The sequence below is a fragment of the Pseudalkalibacillus salsuginis genome (assembly GCF_021646685.1).
Taxonomy (GTDB): domain Bacteria; phylum Bacillota; class Bacilli; order Bacillales; family Fictibacillaceae; genus Pseudalkalibacillus; species Pseudalkalibacillus salsuginis.
On record NZ_JAKJHW010000001.1, the window covers coordinates 447,324 to 468,840 of the forward strand.

The window sequence follows — 21,517 nt, forward strand, 5'->3', positions numbered from 1 at the left end:
CTCTTTTCATGAAGCATTTCCATACAATTTGATGAGCCTTTTCGTATGGATGACGATCACTTTCCCAACAGCATAAGTAGGGATTGCCAGGATTAATCCCAGCACACCGCCTATTGCGCTGGCTACAAGTAACAGCAATATAACCGTCAATGGGTGAACATCCAAGCGCCTACCCATCACTTGCGGAGAAACCAAATTGCTTTCGATTTGCTGGATGACAATGACTCCAAGAATGACGTACAAGGCGGTCATCGGTGAATGGATCAATCCGACGATGACACCAGGTGCCGTCCCGATTATTGGGCCTACGAAAGGTACGACATTCAATACGAGAGCTATCAAGGCGAGGATCAACGCATAGTCCAGTCCGATGATGAGGTACCAAATATATACGAATGTTCCAATAAACAAACTGACGATCAACTGTCCTTGGATGAATCCGCTCAATGCTTCATCCATATCTCTTAATATCGTCATTCCTTCATCGCGGTGTTTTACTGGTAAAAACCTAAGGATAGAATCTGGAAGCCTGTCTCCATCTTTAAGCATGTAGAAAAGAATGAACGGCAGCAGGATGAGAACGATGATGATGTTCGTCAGGATACTTAAGAATGAAATAATATAACTGCTTACAGTGGATGAGATATTACCGATTGATCCCGATAAGCGTTCAGGCAGATTCCCTTCTTTCATCATTTCACTGCTAAGAAGTCGTGAAACGGCAGGGTTTTCCTTCCACTCCTCCATAGTCTTTTTAAAATCTTCGGCTAACTCGGGCGCACCGTTCACCAAACCTTTCACCTGTTCCTGTAAAATTGGACCGACTGACAAGGAGATTCCTGTGACAATCCCTGCAAATAACAGATATACGATCAAAATGGCCAACACTTTAGGTAACTTTAATTTTTGGATCCATTTGACCACCGGCCTGAACAAATAGAAAAACACACCCGACACGACGATTGGAAAGAATAAAGTGGTGATCAGGATTCCAATCGGCTTAAATAAAAAAGATATTTCCGTCCCGATCCAAACGATGATAAATAATAATAATACCCAAATGAGTGCACGAAATAATTTTGACTGTAACACGTCTAACCTCCTCTCTGTTCTTCAGTCAATACCCTTTCAGAAACGTTATCTAACTTTTTAACGCAAAAAAACTTCTGATGTGATCCCTTTATAAGTCATTTACATTTAACAGACTACTGGATAAAATGAAAATTACTTTCCTTTTCAAGATATGGAGGGAACTCGATGGTTAAAGAGATTATAGAAGGAAAAAGTGTAGAAGAATGGATTGAAGGCTATCCATTATTAAAACGAATCATGGATACAGAGGAAACATTATGGATCAATCAGAAGGTTACTACGGAATACGAAGATACTTCATTAACAGGGCAGGATATTTCCGATGCATCAGAAAGGTTACAGCGATTTGCACCATATTTTGAGGTCGCCTTCAATGAAACTGTAAAGACAAATGGTATAATCGAATCTCCGCTGGTTGAAATCAAGAATATGAAAACCTGTATGGAAAAAGACTATGGGATCGATCTGAAAACCATGCTCCTATTGAAGTGTGATAGCCACTTGCCCATTTCAGGTTCGATAAAGGCAAGAGGCGGGATTTATGCAGTAGTAAAATATGCCGAAGAGCTGGCAGTCAAGCACAATCTTCTGTCATATTCTGATTCTTATACGGTATTAGACGATCCAGCTTTCAAACAGTTTTTTTCCCAATTTTCGATAGCAGTTGGTTCAACCGGTAATTTAGGTTTGAGTGTAGGAATCATCAGTGCCCGTTTAGGTTTTAAAGTAACTGTCCATATGTCTGCAGATGCAAAACAATGGAAAAAGGAACTACTGCAGAGCAAGGGGGTCAGGGTGATCGAATATCAATCCGACTACAGTAAAGCGGTGGAAGAAGGACGGAAACAGGCATCCTCTGATCCAACTTGTTATTTTATCGATGATGAGAATTCAAAAGATCTCTTTTTAGGATATTCCGTAGCCGCTTCCAGGTTGAAGCAGCAGCTTGAGGAAATGAGAATCGTTGTCGATACAGAACATCCGTTATTTGTTTATCTGCCATGTGGCGTTGGCGGTGGGCCTGGAGGGATAACTTTCGGCTTAAAAAAGGAATTCGGTGGACATGTTCATTGCTTTTTTGCGGAGCCGACACATTCCCCATGTTTCTTGATTGGTCAAATGACAGGATTACAGGATCAATTTTCGGTACAGGATTTCGGTATTGATAATCGAACTGATGCGGATGGATTGGCAGTCGGCAGACCGTCAAGCTTTGTAGGGAAAGAGATGGGGCATTTGCTCAGCGGATGCTTTACTGTCCAGGATCAACGACTTTACACATTCCTCTCTGAACTTGCTGATCGAGAACAACTTTATCTGGAACCATCTGCTCTTGCTGGCTTTTTTGGACCAATCCAGCTTCTAAGCCATCATGAAGGTCAAAACTATCTTATAAAGCACAACATGCAGGGAAAAATGAATAATGCAACACACCTTATTTGGGGGACGGGCGGTAACATGGTACCAGAAGAAGTGATGGAGGAATACTATCAAAAAGGGAAAAAATCCATTCGCTGAATCCCGGGCTTCCTCAAATATAGACATCTGGAAACCGAGTAACTCCATTAATGCGACTGGAAATACCTGTATAAATTCAAGGAGAACAGCCCTGGCACCGTGCCCAGGGCTGTTCTTTTCTAGCCTTTTTCTTTGTCATTTCTCTGTCTGTAGAATTCATGGAACAATTTCATCAGGGCTCGTTTTTCGATCCGAGAGACATAGCTTCTTGAGATTCCCAGGTCTTTTGCAATCTCTCGTTGGGTCCGTTCTTTTTCCATATCGAGTCCAAAGCGCCCGACGATGACTTCTTTTTCACGCTCATCGAGAATATGGATATGTTCGTAGATCTGCTTCTTTTCCATCTTTAACTGAATCGTATCTACAATGTCATCGAGATCGGCTTTCAGGACATCGATAAGGGTGATTTCATTCCCCTCTTTATCTGTTCCGATCGGGTCCTGTAAGGAAACATCCTTCTTCGTTTTTTTGATTGCCCGCAAATGCATGAGAATTTCCATTCTAATGTCATTACTATAGCGAAATCTTCATGAAATTAACCCTTATAAATTGAAATATCTTTTTGTATTATTATATGAGATATCCTCAACATACCTTCCTAATAGTGATATGTCTGGGGGAATGGTGCCATTTTCCACCCACTTTCCAAATAAATTGCAGAGAACCCTTCGAAAATATTCATGTCTAGAAAAAGATAGAAAAGAGCGGGAATCAGTTAACATACCGATAAAATGTTTAATCAGTCCAACATTGGATAGGATGCTCATTTGATTTTTCATTCCATCAATATGGTCGTTATACCACCATGCTGTCCCAAATTGCACTTTACCTGGAATACTAGAATCCTGAAAATTCCCAGCTATTGTCGCCAAGATATAATTATCACGCGGATTCAAACAATAAAGGATGGTTTTTGGCAGTCTATTCTTTATTTCTAAAGAATCTAGAAACTTAGAGAGAGGATCAGCTAATAATTGATCTCCAATAGAATCAAAACCACTATCCGGACCGATTTGCTTATACATTTTGGTGTTATTATTACGTAGAGGTCCAAGATGAAATTGCATCGCCCAGTTCATTTCATAGTATTTTTCCGCGAGAAACTGTAAGGTATACGTTTTAAATTGATGTACCTCTTTTTCGGTAAGAACGCATCCTCTACGACTTTTTTCATAAATATCAGATACTTCTTTTTCTGAACCCTCTTCATAAAACATTACATTTATCCCATGATCGGAGGCTCGACATCCATGGTCATTAAAATATTCTATTCTCATAGAAAGAGCCCCTAAGAAACTATGGAATTTATCTACATTGATCCCTGTGACTTCCTCTAATTTAATTAACCAATCATTGAAAGCTTCTGATTGTATATCCAAGGCATTATCTGGTCGAAAAGAGGGGGCGACCATAATCGGAAAATCAGATTTTTTAATAGAGGCATGAAATGAGAGATCATCAGTAGGATCATCCGTTGTACCGACGAATTCAACCTTGCTTTTTATAAGCAGATTTTGTGCATGCATACTTTCATCTTTTAGTCTCTCATTAGCAGTGTCCCATATCCTTCTTGCACTTTCTTCATTTAATAGTTCATCTATTTCAAAGTAACGAAGTAATTCCATATGGGTCCAATGATATAACGGATTCCCGATAGTGTTGGGGACAGTTTGTGCCCACTTCATAAACTTTTCTTTAGCCGGAGCTTCTCCAGTAATGTATTTTTCTTCAATGCCATTAGCTCGTAAAAGCCTCCATTTGTAATGGTCACCTTCCAACCAAATTTCTGAAATGTTTTTAAATCTTCTATTACTATTAATTTCACTAGGAGGAAGGTGGTTGTGATAATCTATAATTGGTAGGTCTTTTGCATATTGATGATATAATTCTCTGGCATAATCATTACTTAAAAGAAAGTCCTCGTTTATAAATGTCATTTGTTAGTCCCGCCTTTCTAATAAAACTAAATTTGCAATCGATAGTACTTGTTTTTTCCTATATCGTTATGGTTAATAATGATTGTTCGATTCTCAGTCTCTGGGAAATATAGATTTATAAATTTATATGGTAGTTGGTAATCACCGTTAATACTGATGTTTATTCCTACAACTTTCTTCATCGACTCAATTTCTACAATGATCCAGGAGTTGATGCCCTTTTTGTAATCTAAAGAAACTCCATCATCCTCATAAATTTTCTTAATGCTCTTACCTTCTTTTGGTGGTGGATAAATTAATAACCCTTGCTCTTCATCTTTTTTATTGTTAAAAGTGATTTTTCCATCACGAATAGGCAGCACTGCTCCAGCCTGAGCAAATTTTGGAATTACATTAAGAGGTGCATCTACCTGTATCGTATTCCCGCCTTCATACCATATACCTGTGTCTATGTCATACCATCCATGCAGATTTTCCGGCAGGTAAACATCTCTTTTTCTTTGCCCCCGCTCCATGACTGATGCAATCAACAAATCCTCACCAACCATGAAATCATCATTTTCCTCAAAAGTATTTTTATCATCCTGAAAATGATAGAACGTTGGAGTCAAAATTGGTTGGTGATACGTATGTGCTTTGTACAATAAGTGATATAAGTAAGGGATCCATTTAACCCTTTCTTTCATCAAACTCCCAATTGTATCCCTATACTCTGGATACATCCATGGAACATTCACTGTTTTATCTTCATTCCAAGAATGAATGGTAAAACGAGGATGAAATATCCCGTTTTGAATCCACCTGATAAACAATTCAGGTTCAGGTGCTTTTCCTGCAAAACCACCTATATCATGCCCAAAATTATAAATGCCTGAAATACTTAGACTTAAACCCATTTTCAAATTGTATCTAATGGTTTTCCATTCTGTATAATTATCACCAGACCAAGTTTGAACATATCGATGCATACCAGGTCCACCCGATCGGGATATAGAATAGGGACGCAATTTAGGTTGATGTTCTTGCTGCGCTTCGAAAGAAGCCTTCATCATTAACAAAGTTTGTATCGGTTTTAGGTATTGGACTGATAATTTATTACCAAAATTGTGAACCCAGGCTTGCTCATCCCAAATTTCATATTCGTTATTATCATTCCAAGTTGCGTCTATCCCATAGTGAAGCAATGTCTCTTTAATTTGCTTTTTCCACCATTTAATTGTTTCTATATTGGTGAAATCCAGATATGAACCTAATGCATCCCAGAATTGAGAAAGCTCAGGAGAATTTCCATACTTATTTTTTACAAACAATCCTTTTTTACTAAGCCAGTCATACTGGGGATGGTCATCTAATAAACAAGGCTTAATATTTGCACAGACATTGATTCCATTTATATGGAAATAATCATTCATTTGTTTCGGATCTGGAATTTTAGAATGGTTCCAGTTGAATACATATCGTTTGTCACCAATCGAAGTATAACCTGATGAAAGCTGAAATGAATCACAGGGAATATCATTATTACGACATTCATCAACAAATTTCTTTAATTGCTTCTGGGCATCGGGAGCATCAGTATAGGTCATTGTTGAACCTGAAAAACCTAAACTCCACTTCGGAGGGAAAGCTGTTTTTCCAGTCATCCAAGTATAACTTTGGACAACCTCTTTTATACGTGGTCCAAGAATGAAATAATAATCTAAATCTCCCTTTTTTACTTGGAAATAACGATACAACCCATGGTAATTATCAAGCTCTGCCCCCATATCAAACACACTATCTGAATAGTTATCATAGAAGATCCCATAAGAAATTGATAAATCAGGCTTATACACCAGGTAAAAAGGAATATGCTTATACAATGGATCTGTTGTTTCTGCATCATATCCCATTGCATCAATGGTTCTCATTTGATAGCGTTTGTGATGACGATTCATTAACCCACTTTTTTCACCTAAACCGTAATATTTTTCATTACGCTCCCGTTCCATATAGTGATAGACATAATCACCTAAGCTATGTCCAAAATTATAGCTTTGGGTCTTTCGATCTCCAGCTATTTTCACCCAGTTTTCTCCTACTTTTGTAAGCCAATCAAGATAAAAACCTTCTAGCCAGACAACCACCTTTAAATGCTTTGTATACACTTCCACCTTGTCTTCAAGTTCTACAACCTGATATGAAGGTAAGCTGAATGGAGTAAGATCAAATCGATTTCTACCTTCGTATGGTACATCTTCCATTCCAGGTGCAACTGACCAAGTTCGCTCTAGTCTTATATCTTCATCATTAGGTATAAAAACTCGAAAAATCCCTTCTTCCAAAATATATAGATCTACTTTTTCATTATCAGAAATGAATGTAAGATGATTCTTTTGATCACTGACTAGTTTAAAATTAGGTTTGGTAATCAATACAATAGCCTCCCTCGTTACAATAGACCCATCAATCGTGGAATAGCCAAACTAATGGATGGAATGAATGTGACCAGCAATAAAGCCACAATCAGGGCTGCGAAGATTTTCGTAAGTGGACGTAGCACTGATTCAATTGAAACATCAGCTACGCTACACCCTACAAATAAACAGCTGCCTACAGGTGGAGTCATAATACCTATACATAAGTTGAATACAAGCACGATTCCGAAATGAACAGGATCCATTCCTATTTCTGTAGCAATTGGCAAGAAAATTGGCGTGAAAATAAGAACCGCAGGTGTTAGATCCATAAATGTTCCAATGATTAATAGTATTAGATTCATAATCAATAAAATAATAATCGGGTTATCTGATGAAGCCAACAATAACTCACTAATCGCACTTGGAATCCCAGTAAAAGCCATTACCCAAGACATAATGGAAGAAGCTCCTACTAAAAAGAGTACGATCCCGGTCATAACAACGGATTCCTTTAAAATCTGTGGAATATCTGTCAACTTGATTTCACGATAGATGGCTGAGAGTATGATGGAATATAAAACAGCCACAGCAGCACCTTCAGTAGCGGTAAAGATCCCACCCACAATTCCTCCAATAACGACAACAATCATTAAAAGACTTGGAATGGCATCTAATACAATTTTAATTCCTGTATTTAATGAAGGGCGTTCAGCTACTGGGTATTTTTGTTTTTTAGCCAGAATAAATGCGATACTCATGACCGCTAACCCCATAAGAATTCCTGGAAGATAACCTGCCATGAATAATGCAGAAATTGATGTACCTCCACTCACAAGTGAATATAGAATCAAAGCACCACTGGGAGGAATCAATAACCCTGCAGGTGATGAAGCGATATTTACAGCAGCAGAATAGGATTTATCATAACCTTCTTTCGCTTGAAGAGGTGTCATGACTTTACCGATAGCGGCCGCTGCGGCTACTGCTGAACCAGAAATCGAACCGAATAACATATTACCAACAACATTTGTATGGGCTAGAGAACCAGGTAAACGTCCCCCTACCAGCTTAGCAAGATTGATCAATCTTATGGCTATACCACCATTATTCATAATACTTCCAGAAAGGATAAAGAAAATAACTGCAAGCAAGGTAAAGCTATTAATACCCTGTACCATTTTCTGCGCTGCAGTAAATATGGCAATATCCATAGGAACAATGGTCAATGCTGTAACAAAAGAAGCAACTCCAATACCTACTGAAATCGGGACACCAAGTACTAATAATAAAAAGAAGACCCCAAATAGGATTAAAGCGGCTTGGAAAGAAATATCCATTTTAATTTTCCTCCCTAAACGGCATTTTTCCCCTATACTCTGAAAGTAGCAGTAGTTTATAAATAATGATTATAACCCCACTAATCGGAAGTATGGAATATACAATACCCATCGGAATGCTTAAAATTGGAGTTTTTTGGAGCATAGTGGTTCCTACCAATTCCATTCCGCCTCGAATCATGATGAGATAAGCAAATACGAATATGACTAGGTCATTAATGATTCTGATTGCTAGTTTATTTTTTCCTTTTAACTTATCCTTAAGGAATGTAATCGCCAGGTGCTGATTGGAGCCAAACGCATAACTTGCTCCAAGGATGGATGTCCATATTAGCAAAAAACGGAGCAGCTCCTCAGTGAATGTACTAGGTGTATTTAATAAATACCGGCTAGCAACTTGCCAAATAGCTCCTAGAAATAACACTAAGGAAAAGAATCCAGTGATAAAAAGAATGAACCGATCCAAGATAAGTTTGATTTTTATGACCACATTTTTTCTCCTTTCACTTCCTAAAAAAGATCCTTTAATACCTTTTATAGTTACCTTTCATTTGTATTAATTCTCTATCTCAACATACATAAAATCCCATTATTTCCAATAAACAGGAGAAGGTACTCCTATAATGAGCACCTTCTATATTAATCATTTCATCTCTTTAATTTTCTCCATAATCCCGGTTAAGTCCTTATTCTTCATAAATTCTTCATGTAGTGGTTTAACCGCTTCAATGAATGGCTCTTTATCAACCTTATGGAATTCCACTCCCATATTCTTTGCTTCACTTACAGCTTCATTTGTTGCTTCTTCCCAAAGCTTTGTATGATATTTTGTTGCCTCATGTGCTGCATCTTCAAAGGCGGTTTTTTGATCATCAGATAAGTTATCCCAAGTATTTTGATTTATAACTACAATATCTGGAATGATTGTGTGCTCATTAAAAGAGAAATCCTTAGCCACTTCCCCGTGTTTGCCGGTGGTAAGTGCAGTTGGATTACTTTCAGCCCCGTCTATAACTCCTTGTTGTAGACCGGTATAAATTTCACCATATGGCATTGGGGTCGGTGTACCACCTAGCAATTTAACCATTTCGATAGCTGTAGGACTGTCCATTACACGAATTTTCATACCCTTTAGATCTTCCGGAGATTTTATCGGAGTATTCTTGGTATAAAAACTTCTAGCGCCTGAATCAAAGTAGGTCAACCCTATAAATCCCTTATCACTAGTGGATTGATAGATATCTTTTGTAATATTTGACTCCATCACTTTTCTGTAATGGGACTCACTTTCAAAAATATACGGTAATGAGAAGACTTTATATTCGTCAGAAAAGCTTTCTAAAGCTCCTGCACTAACCTTTGTCATGTCAACTGAACCATTTTGCAATTGCTCAAGTACTTCCTTTTCATCTCCCAAAACACCATTAGCGAAAATCTTAATGGTGATTTCACCATTTGTTTTTTCCTCTACATTTTTAGCGAACCTTTCCAATCCCTTATGTACAGGATGGTCTTCGCCAAGGTTGTGAGCTAAACGTAATTCTTTATCATCACCCGTCTGTGACCCCGAATTCCCGCAAGCCATCAAGAATAATAAGCTTACTATTACCATTGTCATCGATAACCATTTTTTCATTACTTCCATTCCCCTCTCATATGAATGTATGCGCTTCCAAGAAACTTTGTTTGTCTAGACAACAAACTATTGGTATTATAGTAAATGAAACCGCTTTAATTTTCAAGTGTTATTTGAAAGGAGATATTAGATGACTACAGGTGATGCTACCTATATAAAGGCTTTAAACCGCAGAATTTTAATTGAAAAAATTATTAAACACCGTTCGATTTCTAGAAGTGACCTTGCCCGCATGACAGGATTAAACAAATCTACTGTATCAGCCCAAGTTCAACAGATGATGAGAGAAAATTTAATTATTGAAAAACAGTCGGATGTTTCAAGTGGAGGCCGAAAGCCAATTCTTCTTGAAATTAGTGGAGAGAGTGGTTATGCCATAGGAGTTGATATAGATGAAAGTTTAATACAGATACAAGTCACTAATCTTTCAGGGAGCTCTATTTATACACAACGGGTAAACCACAAAAGTGATAATCCTGAAGATATCATAAGGCTAGTTACATCTGCATTAACAAGTGTTATTACTATTTTTGATAACAGACACACGCCAATTGGACTTATTGGAATAGGGATAGGGATTCATGGAATTGTAGCTAACAATGATAAAATAATTTATACACCAAAAATGCACTTAGCTAAGCTTCCAATCAAGCTTGAATTGGAAAATAAATTTAATGTTCCTGTTTTCATTGACAATAATTCTAATCTTTGTGCATATGCAGAGCAGGTGTATACATCATCAATATCCGATTTATTTTGTATTACAATGTACTCTGGAATAGGATTAGGAATTATTCATAATAGTAAAATATATCGTGGATTTCATGGATTTGCTGGGGAAATAGGTCATATGACCATAGAGCGGAACGGAAGATCATGTACATGTGGCAATGAAGGCTGCTGGGAATTATATGCTTCCGAAAAAGCTTTATTGAAGGAACTTAAAGCACAGGGGTTGGATCTTTATGAAATTGAAGACGTAAAAATCGATGATATTTTTAACCGTTATCCAAAATTAATGGGAGATTTTCTTGATAATGTTGCCATTGGCTTGAATAATATAATTAACATCTTTAACCCAGAAACGGTTATTCTAAATGGTTCTATACTTAATAATAATGAAAGTTTAATTGACCAGGTCAAAGCACGCTTAACCTCACGAATTAACAACTATGACAAAATTCTTTCTTCAAAACTTGGTAAGAGCGCATGTTCCCTTGGTGGAGCTATGGTTGCTTTAAAAAATTATTATGGTGTTCAAAACCTTGACTTTACAGCATACAATTATTATTCTGAAAAACAACTGGCAAAATAATTCTCTTAACAACGGAGCTGTCCCAAAACAATAGTGTCAGACACCACCACACAACATTTTGTTTCAAAAACACACTTTTTCTCAAAATGTTGCTAGGGACGGTGAGAGTCAGACACTAATGGGACAGCCCCGTCATTCTATTTGACATAGAAAAAAACAGGAATGTCAAGGATTTATCGTCAAACCTTTACATGAACCATCTTCTCCATCTCTTTCAGTCAAGCTGCAATTCCTTCTGGGGCATTCACCAAATTGCAACATGGAAATATCCAAGGTTGCCTGTTCGTTGTTTAAATTTCATTCAGGTCGATAATATATGTTATACTTACATTAATAAAAGCAGGAATATTTATGTATGTCACTTTAAATTATTTTGTTTTTCAGGGTATATTTGGTTATAATATAATTAGAAAATGCATAATCTAAAAACCAGCTATAGTATAATTGGCTGGGCGGAACAACCGTATAGACCGTTAGAGGACGGTCAAGACTCAGTGAAAGTAATCCACACAGGCTTGCCGGCAGGGTGGATTACTTTTTTCGTTCAATTAAAGTAATCACCAGTGTTATCAGCAGAATCATAAACGTAGCTGTAGCTAGGTCAAAATTACTGTGATTCACGGCCACCACCCCCTTTCCTAGGGGATAACTGACCGTCCACCCTGCCTATACGATTGCTCCTATAAACATTATACACAAAAAATAGGTAAATAAATACAAGTCTTATTTTGGATTGGAAAAGTGATGTTTTCTCGAAATATGTTAGTTAGTATGTGTAAATATTCATACGGTCTTCGTATACCCTAATCTCTTTTACAACATGCCGGATAAGTGATTTTTTATCTTCAAATGTTAAGTCATTCTGTCCTTTTGAGAAATAGAATTCAACAGCTTCTTGCAGTAACTTTTTTCCGTATATGTGCTGTTCCTTATTTCCCCTTGCTTTCTCCAGTTCTTTTAAATCCTTCGAAAGACGTTCTTCTTTGTCCTTCAACTCCTTTAAAGTCTCTCTGATTTCTTCTTCAGAAACATCCAATCCATCTGAGAATAAATTCAATAATTTTTTTCTACCGACTTTTACTTTGTTGATTTCTGAATGAAGCCTTTCACTTTCGATTTCATCAAAGTCCAGTGTTTCCTTTTCTCCATCCCTTTCAGTCGCAGCTGCAATCTCTTCTGGGGTATTCAACCATTTTAGAATCGTTTCCCAAACTTCTCCATCCAGCTTTGAAACGTTGATTCTGCGGCCACATCCTGGATGTTTTGCCCCGGCATAGTTTTTATAATCTGTATAGATATAGACGGTTTCCCCCCAGTTCGTTGTTTTGACTCCTACCATTGTATTATTGCAGTCTCCACAACGGATCAATCCACTTAACAAATAGTCATGTTTCGCTTTTTTTGCCCAACGTCTTCTTGACTGTTCAAGTATTGATTGCGCATGTTCGAATGTTTCAGCATCAATGATTGCTGGACATTCAATTGGAATCCATTCCTCTTTCGGACGCTTTCTCATTGGAACCCGCTCTTCTTTGGACTTATACTTATTGCCAAGCATCCCCTCTGTGTTCCATCGGTTCTGATAAAACTCTCCCATATATACCCGATTCATCAGTAACTGGCGTACAACTTGGCGATGCCATACTTTCGCACCTCGTTTAGTAGGTATCCCTTTATTAGTTAAGTACTTGGCTATTCCATTAATTCCTTCGACATGGTGATTCGGCCTAGTAAACAGGTCAAAAATCAGCTTAACCACATTAGCTTCCTCTTCGTTTATAATGATTTGGGAGGTTTCTTTATCATAGTCATAACCGTAAATCTGGAAGTTTCTTAGGACTTTGCCCTGCCTTGCTTTTTCACGTCGTCCTCTGCTCATCCTCTCATTAATCTTTGCTTTTTCAAACTCAGCGATCGCACCACGCATACTATAGAAAAGATTTCCTTCTGGAGTCTTGGTATACTCACTCGTCACAAAAACGAGTTCTACGCCGCGTTTTTCAATTTCATCTGTAATAATCAATTGATTCATCAGCTTCCGAGAAAGCCGGTCAGGGTCTAAACATATTACTTTAGTAATCAGATCTTCACGAACGTCATTCCTCAATTTAGTCAATGCATGACGATCTAAAAATTCACCGGACATTCCCCTATCCACATATTCAATCACTTCATCAGAATTTGCTTTCTTCCGGCATTCCTTTAGCTGATCCTCCAGGCTGAATCCCTTCTTCGCTTGCTCCTCTGTGCTCACCCTTGCATATATCGCAATCATTGAGTTTCTCCTTTCTATATTTTTCCTTGAGATAAGAGTAGCAAGAATACCGAATCCGGTCAGTAGAACTTCCTTCAATAATTTCGACATGCACCTCGCATCACCTCTTTAAAAGGTATGCAGGTACAGCTTGCCTGCTTTCTTGAATGAATTTACTCAGAGCAATAAAAAAAAGTGTCAACGCCCTGATCAGCCACGAAGGTTACTGGAAGTCCGACGAGGAGGCTCGAACCAAACAAAGTTCGGTTCTGCGTGGGCAAACACTTCGAACTAAATCAATGTGTCGACCGCCGCAGGAGGACTGAAGTGATCCAAGTGGTTGGGGGTTGAGCTAGACATCACTTCATCGAAACAAAATTTTATACTTTCTAACTATTTTTACTCGTTTTACCTTTCTAGGTGTGGATCCAAGGTAACCAGAATATTAGAACTTCCGTCAATCCTTATAATTCCCTATTCATTCATCCATTATTTTCATGGATAAATGCTTGACGTTATTCTTTTAATTGTACAGACACACCCAAGCCCAACTATACATAGGATTAAATATGTGTGATAGCAGCCTATGGAGGTGAGGGTGTGTCAAGCATCATCGCAGCACTGGCTTATTTCTTCAAAGAAGTCATGTTTTTCGTTTCTTATGTGAAGAATAATGCGTTCCCACAGCCATTGTCGCCGAAAGAAGAAACAAAATATCTAAAGGAGATGGCTGAAGGTAGTGAAGACGCCCGGAATCGCTTGATCGAACATAACTTGAGACTCGTCGCACATATATGTAAAAAATTCGAGAATACAGGGGAGGATACAGAAGATCTGATCTCCATCGGTACGATCGGCCTGATCAAGGCGATCGAGAGTTACTCAAGAGGGAAAGGGACGAAGCTTGCAACCTATGCAGCGAGGTGTATAGAAAATGAGATTCTAATGTCATTACCAGCCCATGTAAAAAACGACACTAAGACTGTATTTCTTGGGATATTATAAAGAATTATTATATTACATTTTTGAGAGGGATCCAAGTTCCTTTCTTCTTTATTGAGTTATTTGGTTAAAAGGTGTGCTTCTGTTCGAGCCTCATCAACCTATCCTTCCCACATTGCAGGATAAATTTTGCCGATGGGACTATCTTATACAGTTCATTTATTTCTGAATAGAAAATGATAAATAAAAAATACTATAAAAAATGTGTTAGGTGGTGATATGATGAAAAAACTGATCAATATCAAAATGGTAATTGTACTCTTACTATTGTCGTTTAGTCTATCCAATGTCGGTTATGGTCAGCAACCAGACTATGCTCAATGGGGAAAAACGGCATTACAGGAAACAATGAAAAAGTATCCAAACTACAAGGTCATTAATTATGAGTATGATGGAAAAGTAATCATTTCTGAGGAGAGGACCCAATACAATTTCGAGTTCATTCTAAAACAGAATGCGAAAGAGAGAGAAGTAAATGTATATGTATTGGTTAACCCGAAAAACAACCAATTAATAAATATCCACTTTGATGAAATTCAGGATTTGAGTTAACGCTATATTACAAAATGAATACGATAGTGAAACCATTTAAGAACCTGCATGAAGATCGAAAAGTTCGTACAGGTTCTTTCTCATGTATCAGGATCTATTAAGATCCGAGTTTAATTCATTGAAACCAAACTTGGATTTTATTACTTAAAAGCAAGCGGTGGCGACCCCCGCTTGCTCCTTTGTTACATCATATTCATATATTGAGCTGATTTATCATGGGCTGCATCCATTAAAGACTGAACGCGTGCATTGTGTTCAATTATATTTGAATCAGTTTCATTACTCCGCACTTTCTTGATGATCGTTAAAATGAATAATTGAAATGGCATCATACCGTATCCCTCCTGTCATCTTCGATTTCCTTTCAGGTCGTATCTTTCTCCGTAATTATCCAATCAAGAAAAACCTTTCCTCTTATCATTGTTTTCAACCTCCCATATATTTTTACATCATGGAAATGTAATAGAATGCTTTTTCCCTAGCTTGGTCATACAAGTCTTCTGCTTGCTTTTGTTTATTGTAATCTTCATATGTCATTTTTGATTTCAATGTTTTCTTTAAAATCGTCAATAAAAATAAATGTACTGGCATCATAGCGGATCCCTCCTTTCTATGAGTGCTTTCAGTTTCGGGAACTACCTCTCTTTAGCCAATATTTTTTCCCTGATGTCTCAACCCACATTCTGTCTGCCTCCTTTCATCTGATCCCATTAAAAAACGCCACAGGATTAACCCCCTGTGGCGTTTTTAGGCACATCCAGACATATTCATACGTCTAAAAGGCATAGGAAAGCCACAGGCAGTCGTCGACCTGTGGCGTTTTTAACGTGTTTTAATAACGGTTAAAATTACGCTTGTTTCCCCGGTCGAACGTTTAAACTATTCAATTGAGCTGAATTGCCTTTTCCAATTGTGAATGCGATCATCATGTCGCTCGACCTCCTTTGGTAAATTTAACCTTCGGATTAAATTATAATCAAATAAGTATGAAAAGTAAACTAATTTTCAGAAAAAATGTTGCTTTTTCTTAGAAATGGGTTTTTCCATTCCATCAATACCCCAAAATCAGCTGATTCCGGATCTTCAAGGTAATTGGGAAGAAGCTTTATCGGAGAACGCCCAGCCTTCATTAAAAAGGAAACAACCGGATCGTCATGTTCACCAGTAATGATTCCATCTATGTAGTTTTGCGGGCTCATTATATGTTTAACCTTTTTATAACCAGGCATTCGGCTCCCACCTAAAACTGCTTCAAGCTGCAAGTGTACAACAAGCTGATAAATGGATTGCATGAGCAATTTTCCGATACCCGACTTCCGGTATTTAGGGCGGACGCTAATATCCACCACATACAATACATTTCCATTAGGATCATGGGTGCCGATCGATCCGTTATCCGTAACTTCTTCCCACGTGTGATCTTCCCCATGATTGTTCACGATTAGGGTAGTAATTGACCCAGCCAGCTCACCGTCCACTTCTGCACAGATCGCTCCATCGGAAAAAATTTGCACGTGGTTAACTAATTGGCTTTTCTTCCACCATAGGTCAGATGGAAACGGAGGAGGAAAACATTCTTTTTGAATATCGATAAGCTGATCGAAGTCAGATTCATTATAGTTCCGGATCGTCGTTTTAAATGGTTTACCGTCCTGGAACAGATACTGCGAAAATAGCATATCGTTTAGGATCTCCTTTATATGTATTCATTCACTTATTAGCTTTTCTCAGGGGAAATCCTGCTTGTTTTCGAAAAATACTTATAAAGTCGAGAACGAGCGCTATAGGTCCCTTGAAGGAGGAAAAACTGGGCATAAGGTACCCATACGAGCGCTATGGAACCCTTGAAGGAGGAAAAACTGGATATAAGGTACTCATACGAGCGCTATGGAACCCTTGAAGGAGGAAGAACCGGGCATAAGGTACCCATACTTTCAGCTGAGTTTTCTGTGTTATTGCATCGCTTTAGAGAGTAACTTTCACCATTTCAACCAAAAAAAGAAAGGACTCCAACCGTCCTTTCTAATAAGTCTATGATCCTTCATTCAATTGTTTCTTCCATTTTGAGATTTTCCGATAAAATAGCAGTGCGATTCCGATTGATACATAACTTGTAATCAATAACGCGAGTCGGTCTATCGTCTCTTTACCTTCAAACGGGATCATACTCCCAATATATAAAAATACACTTAACGATAGGAGTACAAAACTGAAACGTTTGAAATCCGCAATTTTATCTTTGGTATCCTTGATCATTTCCTTTGACATACTCCCACCCCTTACTCGTATCATCGTAACATGATTCGTTTGATAGGATAAGAGATTATCAGAAAATTCCTTAAGTTACCAAGGTATAGATAAATGGAACTGCCTCCAGCATTCTTCACACTCAATGAGAAGGCAAATCCTTACGTTCCTCAGCCTTCCAATGCTTGTTTCAAATCGTCGATCAAGTCTTCAGCATCTTCAATCCCTACCGAAATCCGCAAAAGGCCGTCAGTAATCCCGAGTTCATCACGACGATCTTTCGGAATGGAAGCGTGTGTCATCCGTGCTGGTGCAGAAATCAAGCTTTCTACCGCCCCAAGGCTTTCTGCAAGTGTAAAGTAACGCGTCTTGCTTAACACTTGGTCGGCACGTTCCTGGCTCCCAACATCAAACGAAATCATACCTCCGAAGCCGCCTGCTTGACGCTTGGATAACTCATGACCTGAGTGGGATTGCAAGCCAGGATAGAAAATTTTCTCCACAGCAGGATGGGATTCAAGAAATTCAGCAATCTTTTTAGTATTACTTTCTGTCGCTTCCATACGGAGACCGAGTGTTTTGATTCCGCGGATCAACAGCCATGAATCTTGTGGCCCTAGAACTGCTCCAGCTGAGTTCTGGATAAAGTGCAGTTCTTCAGCTAATTCTTTCGAGTTCACGACAGCCAGACCTGCGACAACGTCACTATGTCCACCAATATATTTCGTCGCACTGTGCAAGACGATATCTGCGCCATGTTTGATCGGTGTCTGCCAGTAGGGGGTATTAAATGTGTTATCAACAATCAGTAACAGACCGTGGTTTTTTGCGATTTTGGAAGCTCCAGCAATATCCGTCACTTTCAATAACGGATTCGTTGGCGTTTCTATATAGATCGCTCTCGTGTTGTCCTGGATTGCTGATTCAATATGATCAAGGTTGCTCGTATCGACGAACGTAGATTCCAATCCTAAACGGTTCAGTACCTTCGAAACGAGCCGGTATGTTCCGCCGTACACATCATCGGTAAATACGACATGGTCGCCTGTATTGAACATCATCATGATCGAGTTGATAGCGGCCATGCCTGAACCGAATGCAAAGCCTGCTTCACCTTCTTCAAGGTCCTTGATCAATTCTTCCAGGGCATAGCGGGTCGGGTTTCCTGTACGGGAATACTCATATCCTTTAAAGTTTCCGACGCTTTCTTGTTTATATGTGCTCACCTGGTAAATCGGCGTGGTTACTGCACCTGTATGCTCATCACCGAAGATACCAGCGTGGATCATTTTCGTTTTCGGCTTCATCTAAATGCCTCCTTGGTAAATCTTTTTACTTAAGTAACGTTCACTGCTGTCTGGAAAGACCGTAACGATATGGCTTCCTGGCTTCGCCAGTTCCGCCTCGGCCAATGCCGCATGAAGCGCAGCTCCAGAGGAACTTCCAACAAGCAGTCCTTCTTTGGAGGCTAGCTCTTTGACCCGTTCAAAAGCATCCGCATCTTCAATCGTATGGATTGCATCAAAGTAGCTCGTATCCATGTAATCCGGCAGGAATTCCATACCGATCCCTTCAGCCTTGTGAGGGCCTGGTTCTCCACCATTCAGGATCGATCCCTCTGGTTCAACAATGACCGTTTTGATATCTTTATTCTGCTCTTTCAAATAACGGGCTGTGCCCATGAAAGTGCCGCCAGTTCCTGCTCCTGCAAGGAATACATCCACTTTTCCATCAAGTGCTCCCCAGATTTCAGGTCCTAATGTTTTGTAATACGTATTCGGGTTTGCAGGATTGGTAAATTGCGCCGGATAATAGGAATTCTCAATTTCCTTTTCAAGTTCCTTTGCCTTTTCAATTGCTCCAAGCATCCCTTTTTCATTTTCAGTATTCACGATCTGGGCACCTAACGCACGCATTAATTCTTGCTTCTCAACGCTGAACTTTTCAGGCACGACGAAAATGACGTTGATCCCCTTGTTGACAGCGGCAAGTGCAATCCCGATACCAGTATTGCCCGCAGTCGGTTCGATAACCGTCCCGCCCGTCTTAAGTTTTCCGCTTACGAATGCTTCTTCAAGCAGTTCTTTTCCCAGCCGGTCCTTGATACTTCCACCGGGATTGTAAAACTCAAGTTTTGCGAAAAGCCGTACACCGTTAGGGAGGTTGAAGTTGGATATCTCCACTAACGGCGTATGACCAATCAGCTCTTGAACGTTTTTAAAATACCTCATGCAACTTATTCCTCTCCAAATACATCTTTCCATTCGCTGCGTTTTTCGAGCATTTCACTCGCAATCTCTTTGGCACCTTCAAGGCTGTGATTTGCTGCCCAGCCACATTGGACTTCGTTACAGGCAGGAACTTCATCTGCATTAAGGACATCATTCAACGTCTTTTCCAACACGTCCATGATTTCTTCTTGGTCAGAGTGGTTCAGTACAGATAGATAGAAACCAGTCTGGCAACCCATTGGACCGATGTCGATGACCCGGTCATGATGATTCCGGATATTTTCGGCCATTAAATGTTCAAGGGAATGAAGTCCTGGCATATCCATATACGCCTTGTTCGGTTGTTTGAAACGGATATCGTACTTGGAAATTTCATCACCATGTTGCCCTTTCGTTACACCTACCAGACGTACATATGGTGCACGTACTTTAGTATGGTCCAGATTGAAACTTTCCACATTCATTTTTTTAGCCATGTTTCTTCAGCTCCTTTACCATTTTTAAAATCAATTCAGCGGAATTCTTTGCAGCTACCTTCAAAAACTGATCAAAGGACATCGGTGCGTCTTTACCTGCAATATCAGATAAAGAACGGATCACGACAAAAGGCACTTTGAATTGATGGCATACCTGGGCGATCGCGGCAGCTTCCATTTCGGCAGCAAACAATTCCGGAAACTTGCCTCCGATATCTTTCACACGATCAGCATCGTTCATGAAGGAATCTCCAGACGCAATCAAACCTTTGACGATTTGCATGTCTGTAACGTCCTTCGCGCTTTCTTCGGCAACCTGCACCAACAATGGGTCGGGCATATAAAAAGCTGGTAATTGCGGGACCTGGCCGTATTCATATCCAAATGCCGTCACATCGACATCGTGGTGACGTATTTCTGTTGAAATCACGACATCTCCGACATTCAAGTCAGGGTTGAAACCGCCTGCTGAACCTGTGTTGATCACATAATCCGGCTTATATAATTGATTTAATAGCGTTGTCGCAATCGCTGCATTCACTTTCCCGATTCCGGATTTCAATAAGATGATTTCCTGTCCGTACAGTTCTCCGGTATAGAACGTGCAACCTGCAATCGTTTCCGTTTGACAATCCTCAATCAACTCTTGCATCAAAATGACTTCTTCGTCCATTGCTCCGATAATAGCGACTTTCATAACAACAATCCTTTACATATCTTTTTTTACAGCCTGTATCAGCCATACATACGTGTTTAGACGCTCAAAGCTTACATTAAAACCATTATTTTCGAAGATCTTTGTTAGTACGCCCAGTGTAGTGTAGTACTCCGTCTTCAGATCATGAAGCAAATTTTTATAACCTTGGTTTCTTACTCGTTCATGAATTCCTTTTTTTGCATCTTCATGTTCATATACGGTATCTGCAAACACAATTTTACCATTGTTGCCAAGGAGCTTTCCATAATTATGAATGGCCTGTTCTTTTTCTTTATCTGTCAAGTGGTGGAATGCATAAGTACTGACAATCGTGTCAATCGTCTCATCAAAGTCGGGAAAAGATAAGAAATCTCCATCGACTACCTTCAAATCGGGAAAACGCTCTAGTGTCTTTTCTCTCATCACCGGTGATGGCTCTACCCCGATTACATTCAGCTTTTTATTGATCAAAACATTCGTCAAATTCCCTGTTCCCACCCCGAACTCAAGAACGGTACCGGTTGATTCGATCGCGACACGATCAAGAATTTCTTCATATCGGTCAAACACCTCATGATATTCGTTATCTTTATTGGAAACAGTCTCATCATAAGATTCTGCCCATTTGTCAAAGAGATCGATAAACTCTCTCCCCACGTCATTCACACTCCTATTGTTAATCTTTATTATTCCTATCTTTATAGTATGAATTAAGTTCAATATGGCTACAACATACCACATTCCTTGTTCTCTGGCAATATAGTTACCGATCGAACTTTTACAGACATCTACCTCTTGACATAAAACAAGTCCGGAGAGTATAG

19 protein-coding genes and 2 pseudogenes are annotated in these 21,517 nt (G+C 39.1%); 4 read left to right on the forward strand and 17 right to left on the reverse strand.

Annotation, left to right across the window (positions count from 1 at the left end; translation table 11 throughout):
• Positions 1 to 6: 6 nt before the first annotated feature.
• The gene (locus L1611_RS02350; RefSeq protein WP_236311445.1) at positions 7 to 1,092 is read right to left on the reverse strand and encodes an AI-2E family transporter; all 1,086 of its coding nucleotides are present in this window, start codon (positions 1,090 to 1,092) and stop codon (positions 7 to 9) included.
• Positions 1,093 to 1,257: 165 nt separating this feature from the next.
• On the opposite strand from L1611_RS02350, the gene dsdA reads away from it, so the two are divergent.
• A complete protein-coding gene (dsdA, locus tag L1611_RS02355; protein WP_236311446.1) occupies positions 1,258 to 2,610 on the forward strand; it encodes a D-serine ammonia-lyase in 1,353 nt (450 codons plus the stop codon).
• 119 nt (positions 2,611 to 2,729) lie between these two features.
• Here the strand turns inward: dsdA and L1611_RS02360 are convergent.
• From L1611_RS02360 to L1611_RS02385, 6 genes and pseudogenes are all read right to left on the reverse strand, one after another.
• Positions 2,730 to 3,116: pseudogene (locus L1611_RS02360) on the reverse strand (sigma-70 family RNA polymerase sigma factor); the annotation flags it as partial.
• 36 nt (positions 3,117 to 3,152) lie between these two features.
• Positions 3,153 to 4,547 (reverse strand): glucuronate isomerase, encoded by a 1,395-nt coding sequence (gene uxaC / locus L1611_RS02365; protein WP_236311448.1) that lies wholly within the window; start codon positions 4,545 to 4,547, stop codon positions 3,153 to 3,155.
• 26 nt (positions 4,548 to 4,573) lie between these two features.
• Positions 4,574 to 6,961: a glycoside hydrolase family 31 protein gene (locus tag L1611_RS02370; RefSeq protein ID WP_236311449.1), complete on the reverse strand. Its 2,388-nt coding sequence runs from the start codon at positions 6,959 to 6,961 to the stop codon at positions 4,574 to 4,576.
• A 17-nt stretch (positions 6,962 to 6,978) separates the two neighbouring features.
• A complete protein-coding gene (locus tag L1611_RS02375) occupies positions 6,979 to 8,283 on the reverse strand; it encodes a TRAP transporter large permease (protein WP_265738330.1) in 1,305 nt (434 codons plus the stop codon).
• Between the two features lies 1 nt (position 8,284).
• Positions 8,285 to 8,773 (reverse strand): TRAP transporter small permease, encoded by a 489-nt coding sequence (locus L1611_RS02380; protein ID WP_236311450.1) that lies wholly within the window; start codon positions 8,771 to 8,773, stop codon positions 8,285 to 8,287.
• Positions 8,774 to 8,926: 153 nt separating this feature from the next.
• Positions 8,927 to 9,919 carry a TRAP transporter substrate-binding protein gene (locus L1611_RS02385; protein ID WP_236311451.1) on the reverse strand — a complete coding sequence of 331 codons (993 nt, stop codon included), beginning with the start codon at positions 9,917 to 9,919 and terminating at the stop codon, positions 8,927 to 8,929.
• A gap of 130 nt (positions 9,920 to 10,049) precedes the next feature.
• Here L1611_RS02385 and L1611_RS02390 point away from each other — a divergent pair, with 130 nt between their 5' ends.
• Positions 10,050 to 11,234 carry an ROK family transcriptional regulator gene (locus L1611_RS02390; RefSeq protein WP_236311452.1) on the forward strand — a complete coding sequence of 395 codons (1,185 nt, stop codon included), beginning with the start codon at positions 10,050 to 10,052 and terminating at the stop codon, positions 11,232 to 11,234.
• 766 nt (positions 11,235 to 12,000) lie between these two features.
• Here L1611_RS02390 and L1611_RS02395 read toward each other — a convergent pair.
• Positions 12,001 to 13,509, reverse strand: a complete 1,509-nt coding sequence (locus L1611_RS02395; protein ID WP_236312017.1) for a recombinase family protein — start codon at positions 13,507 to 13,509, stop codon at positions 12,001 to 12,003.
• Between the two features lie 579 nt (positions 13,510 to 14,088).
• Between L1611_RS02395 and L1611_RS02400 the strand changes: the two are divergent.
• Both L1611_RS02400 and L1611_RS02405 read left to right on the forward strand, forming a co-directional pair.
• Positions 14,089 to 14,481: pseudogene (locus tag L1611_RS02400) on the forward strand (sigma-70 family RNA polymerase sigma factor); the annotation flags it as partial.
• Between the two features lie 231 nt (positions 14,482 to 14,712).
• Entirely contained in the window at positions 14,713 to 15,042 is a 330-nt protein-coding gene (locus L1611_RS02405) for a DUF3889 domain-containing protein (RefSeq protein WP_236311453.1), read from the forward strand.
• Between the two features lie 182 nt (positions 15,043 to 15,224).
• Here L1611_RS02405 and L1611_RS02410 read toward each other — a convergent pair whose 3' ends face one another.
• The 9 genes from L1611_RS02410 to L1611_RS02450 all read right to left on the reverse strand — a co-directional run bounded on the left by L1611_RS02410 (position 15,225) and on the right by L1611_RS02450 (position 21,350).
• Positions 15,225 to 15,374: a YrzI family small protein gene (locus L1611_RS02410; RefSeq protein ID WP_236311455.1), complete on the reverse strand. Its 150-nt coding sequence runs from the start codon at positions 15,372 to 15,374 to the stop codon at positions 15,225 to 15,227.
• A 112-nt stretch (positions 15,375 to 15,486) separates the two neighbouring features.
• Positions 15,487 to 15,636, reverse strand: a complete 150-nt coding sequence (locus L1611_RS02415; RefSeq protein ID WP_236311457.1) for a hypothetical protein — start codon at positions 15,634 to 15,636, stop codon at positions 15,487 to 15,489.
• A gap of 404 nt (positions 15,637 to 16,040) precedes the next feature.
• Positions 16,041 to 16,721 carry a GNAT family N-acetyltransferase gene (locus L1611_RS02420; protein WP_236311458.1) on the reverse strand — a complete coding sequence of 227 codons (681 nt, stop codon included), beginning with the start codon at positions 16,719 to 16,721 and terminating at the stop codon, positions 16,041 to 16,043.
• Between the two features lie 352 nt (positions 16,722 to 17,073).
• Positions 17,074 to 17,310 carry a YrhC family protein gene (locus tag L1611_RS02425; protein WP_225064045.1) on the reverse strand — a complete coding sequence of 79 codons (237 nt, stop codon included), beginning with the start codon at positions 17,308 to 17,310 and terminating at the stop codon, positions 17,074 to 17,076.
• Between the two features lie 149 nt (positions 17,311 to 17,459).
• The gene (locus tag L1611_RS02430) at positions 17,460 to 18,596 is read right to left on the reverse strand and encodes a bifunctional cystathionine gamma-lyase/homocysteine desulfhydrase (protein ID WP_236311459.1); all 1,137 of its coding nucleotides are present in this window, start codon (positions 18,594 to 18,596) and stop codon (positions 17,460 to 17,462) included.
• Positions 18,597 to 19,520, reverse strand: a complete 924-nt coding sequence (locus L1611_RS02435; RefSeq protein WP_236311460.1) for a PLP-dependent cysteine synthase family protein — start codon at positions 19,518 to 19,520, stop codon at positions 18,597 to 18,599.
• Between the two features lie 5 nt (positions 19,521 to 19,525).
• Complete coding sequence (locus L1611_RS02440) at positions 19,526 to 19,996, reverse strand: S-ribosylhomocysteine lyase (protein WP_236311461.1); 471 nt, start codon at positions 19,994 to 19,996, stop codon at positions 19,526 to 19,528.
• A complete protein-coding gene (mtnN, locus tag L1611_RS02445; protein ID WP_236311462.1) occupies positions 19,989 to 20,693 on the reverse strand; it encodes a 5'-methylthioadenosine/S-adenosylhomocysteine nucleosidase in 705 nt (234 codons plus the stop codon). The genes L1611_RS02440 and mtnN overlap by 8 nt, the downstream gene beginning before the upstream one ends.
• Before the next feature lie 12 nt (positions 20,694 to 20,705).
• The gene (locus tag L1611_RS02450; RefSeq protein WP_236311464.1) at positions 20,706 to 21,350 is read right to left on the reverse strand and encodes a class I SAM-dependent DNA methyltransferase; all 645 of its coding nucleotides are present in this window, start codon (positions 21,348 to 21,350) and stop codon (positions 20,706 to 20,708) included.
• Positions 21,351 to 21,517 lie beyond the last annotated feature (167 nt).

What these genes read in the sequence shown, in the direction of transcription:
- dsdA (WP_236311446.1), top strand. Translation starts at nt 1,258, where the DNA reads ATGGTTAAAGAGATTATAGAAGGAAAAAGTGTAGAAGAATGGATTGAA.
- L1611_RS02440 (WP_236311461.1), bottom strand. Translation starts at nt 19,996, where the DNA reads ATGGCTAAAAAAATGAATGTGGAAAGTTTCAATCTGGACCATACTAAA.
- L1611_RS02415 (WP_236311457.1), bottom strand. Translation starts at nt 15,636, where the DNA reads ATGATGCCAGTACATTTATTTTTATTGACGATTTTAAAGAAAACATTG.
- L1611_RS02390 (WP_236311452.1), top strand. Translation starts at nt 10,050, where the DNA reads ATGACTACAGGTGATGCTACCTATATAAAGGCTTTAAACCGCAGAATT.
- L1611_RS02375 (WP_265738330.1), bottom strand. Translation starts at nt 8,283, where the DNA reads ATGGATATTTCTTTCCAAGCCGCTTTAATCCTATTTGGGGTCTTCTTT.
- L1611_RS02410 (WP_236311455.1), bottom strand. Translation starts at nt 15,374, where the DNA reads ATGATGCCATTTCAATTATTCATTTTAACGATCATCAAGAAAGTGCGG.
- L1611_RS02430 (WP_236311459.1), bottom strand. Translation starts at nt 18,596, where the DNA reads ATGAAGCCGAAAACGAAAATGATCCACGCTGGTATCTTCGGTGATGAG.
- uxaC (WP_236311448.1), bottom strand. Translation starts at nt 4,547, where the DNA reads ATGACATTTATAAACGAGGACTTTCTTTTAAGTAATGATTATGCCAGA.
- L1611_RS02420 (WP_236311458.1), bottom strand. Translation starts at nt 16,721, where the DNA reads ATGCTATTTTCGCAGTATCTGTTCCAGGACGGTAAACCATTTAAAACG.
- L1611_RS02405 (WP_236311453.1), top strand. Translation starts at nt 14,713, where the DNA reads ATGAAAAAACTGATCAATATCAAAATGGTAATTGTACTCTTACTATTG.
- L1611_RS02435 (WP_236311460.1), bottom strand. Translation starts at nt 19,520, where the DNA reads ATGAGGTATTTTAAAAACGTTCAAGAGCTGATTGGTCATACGCCGTTA.
- L1611_RS02395 (WP_236312017.1), bottom strand. Translation starts at nt 13,509, where the DNA reads ATGATTGCGATATATGCAAGGGTGAGCACAGAGGAGCAAGCGAAGAAG.
- L1611_RS02425 (WP_225064045.1), bottom strand. Translation starts at nt 17,310, where the DNA reads ATGTCAAAGGAAATGATCAAGGATACCAAAGATAAAATTGCGGATTTC.
- L1611_RS02385 (WP_236311451.1), bottom strand. Translation starts at nt 9,919, where the DNA reads ATGAAAAAATGGTTATCGATGACAATGGTAATAGTAAGCTTATTATTC.
- mtnN (WP_236311462.1), bottom strand. Translation starts at nt 20,693, where the DNA reads ATGAAAGTCGCTATTATCGGAGCAATGGACGAAGAAGTCATTTTGATG.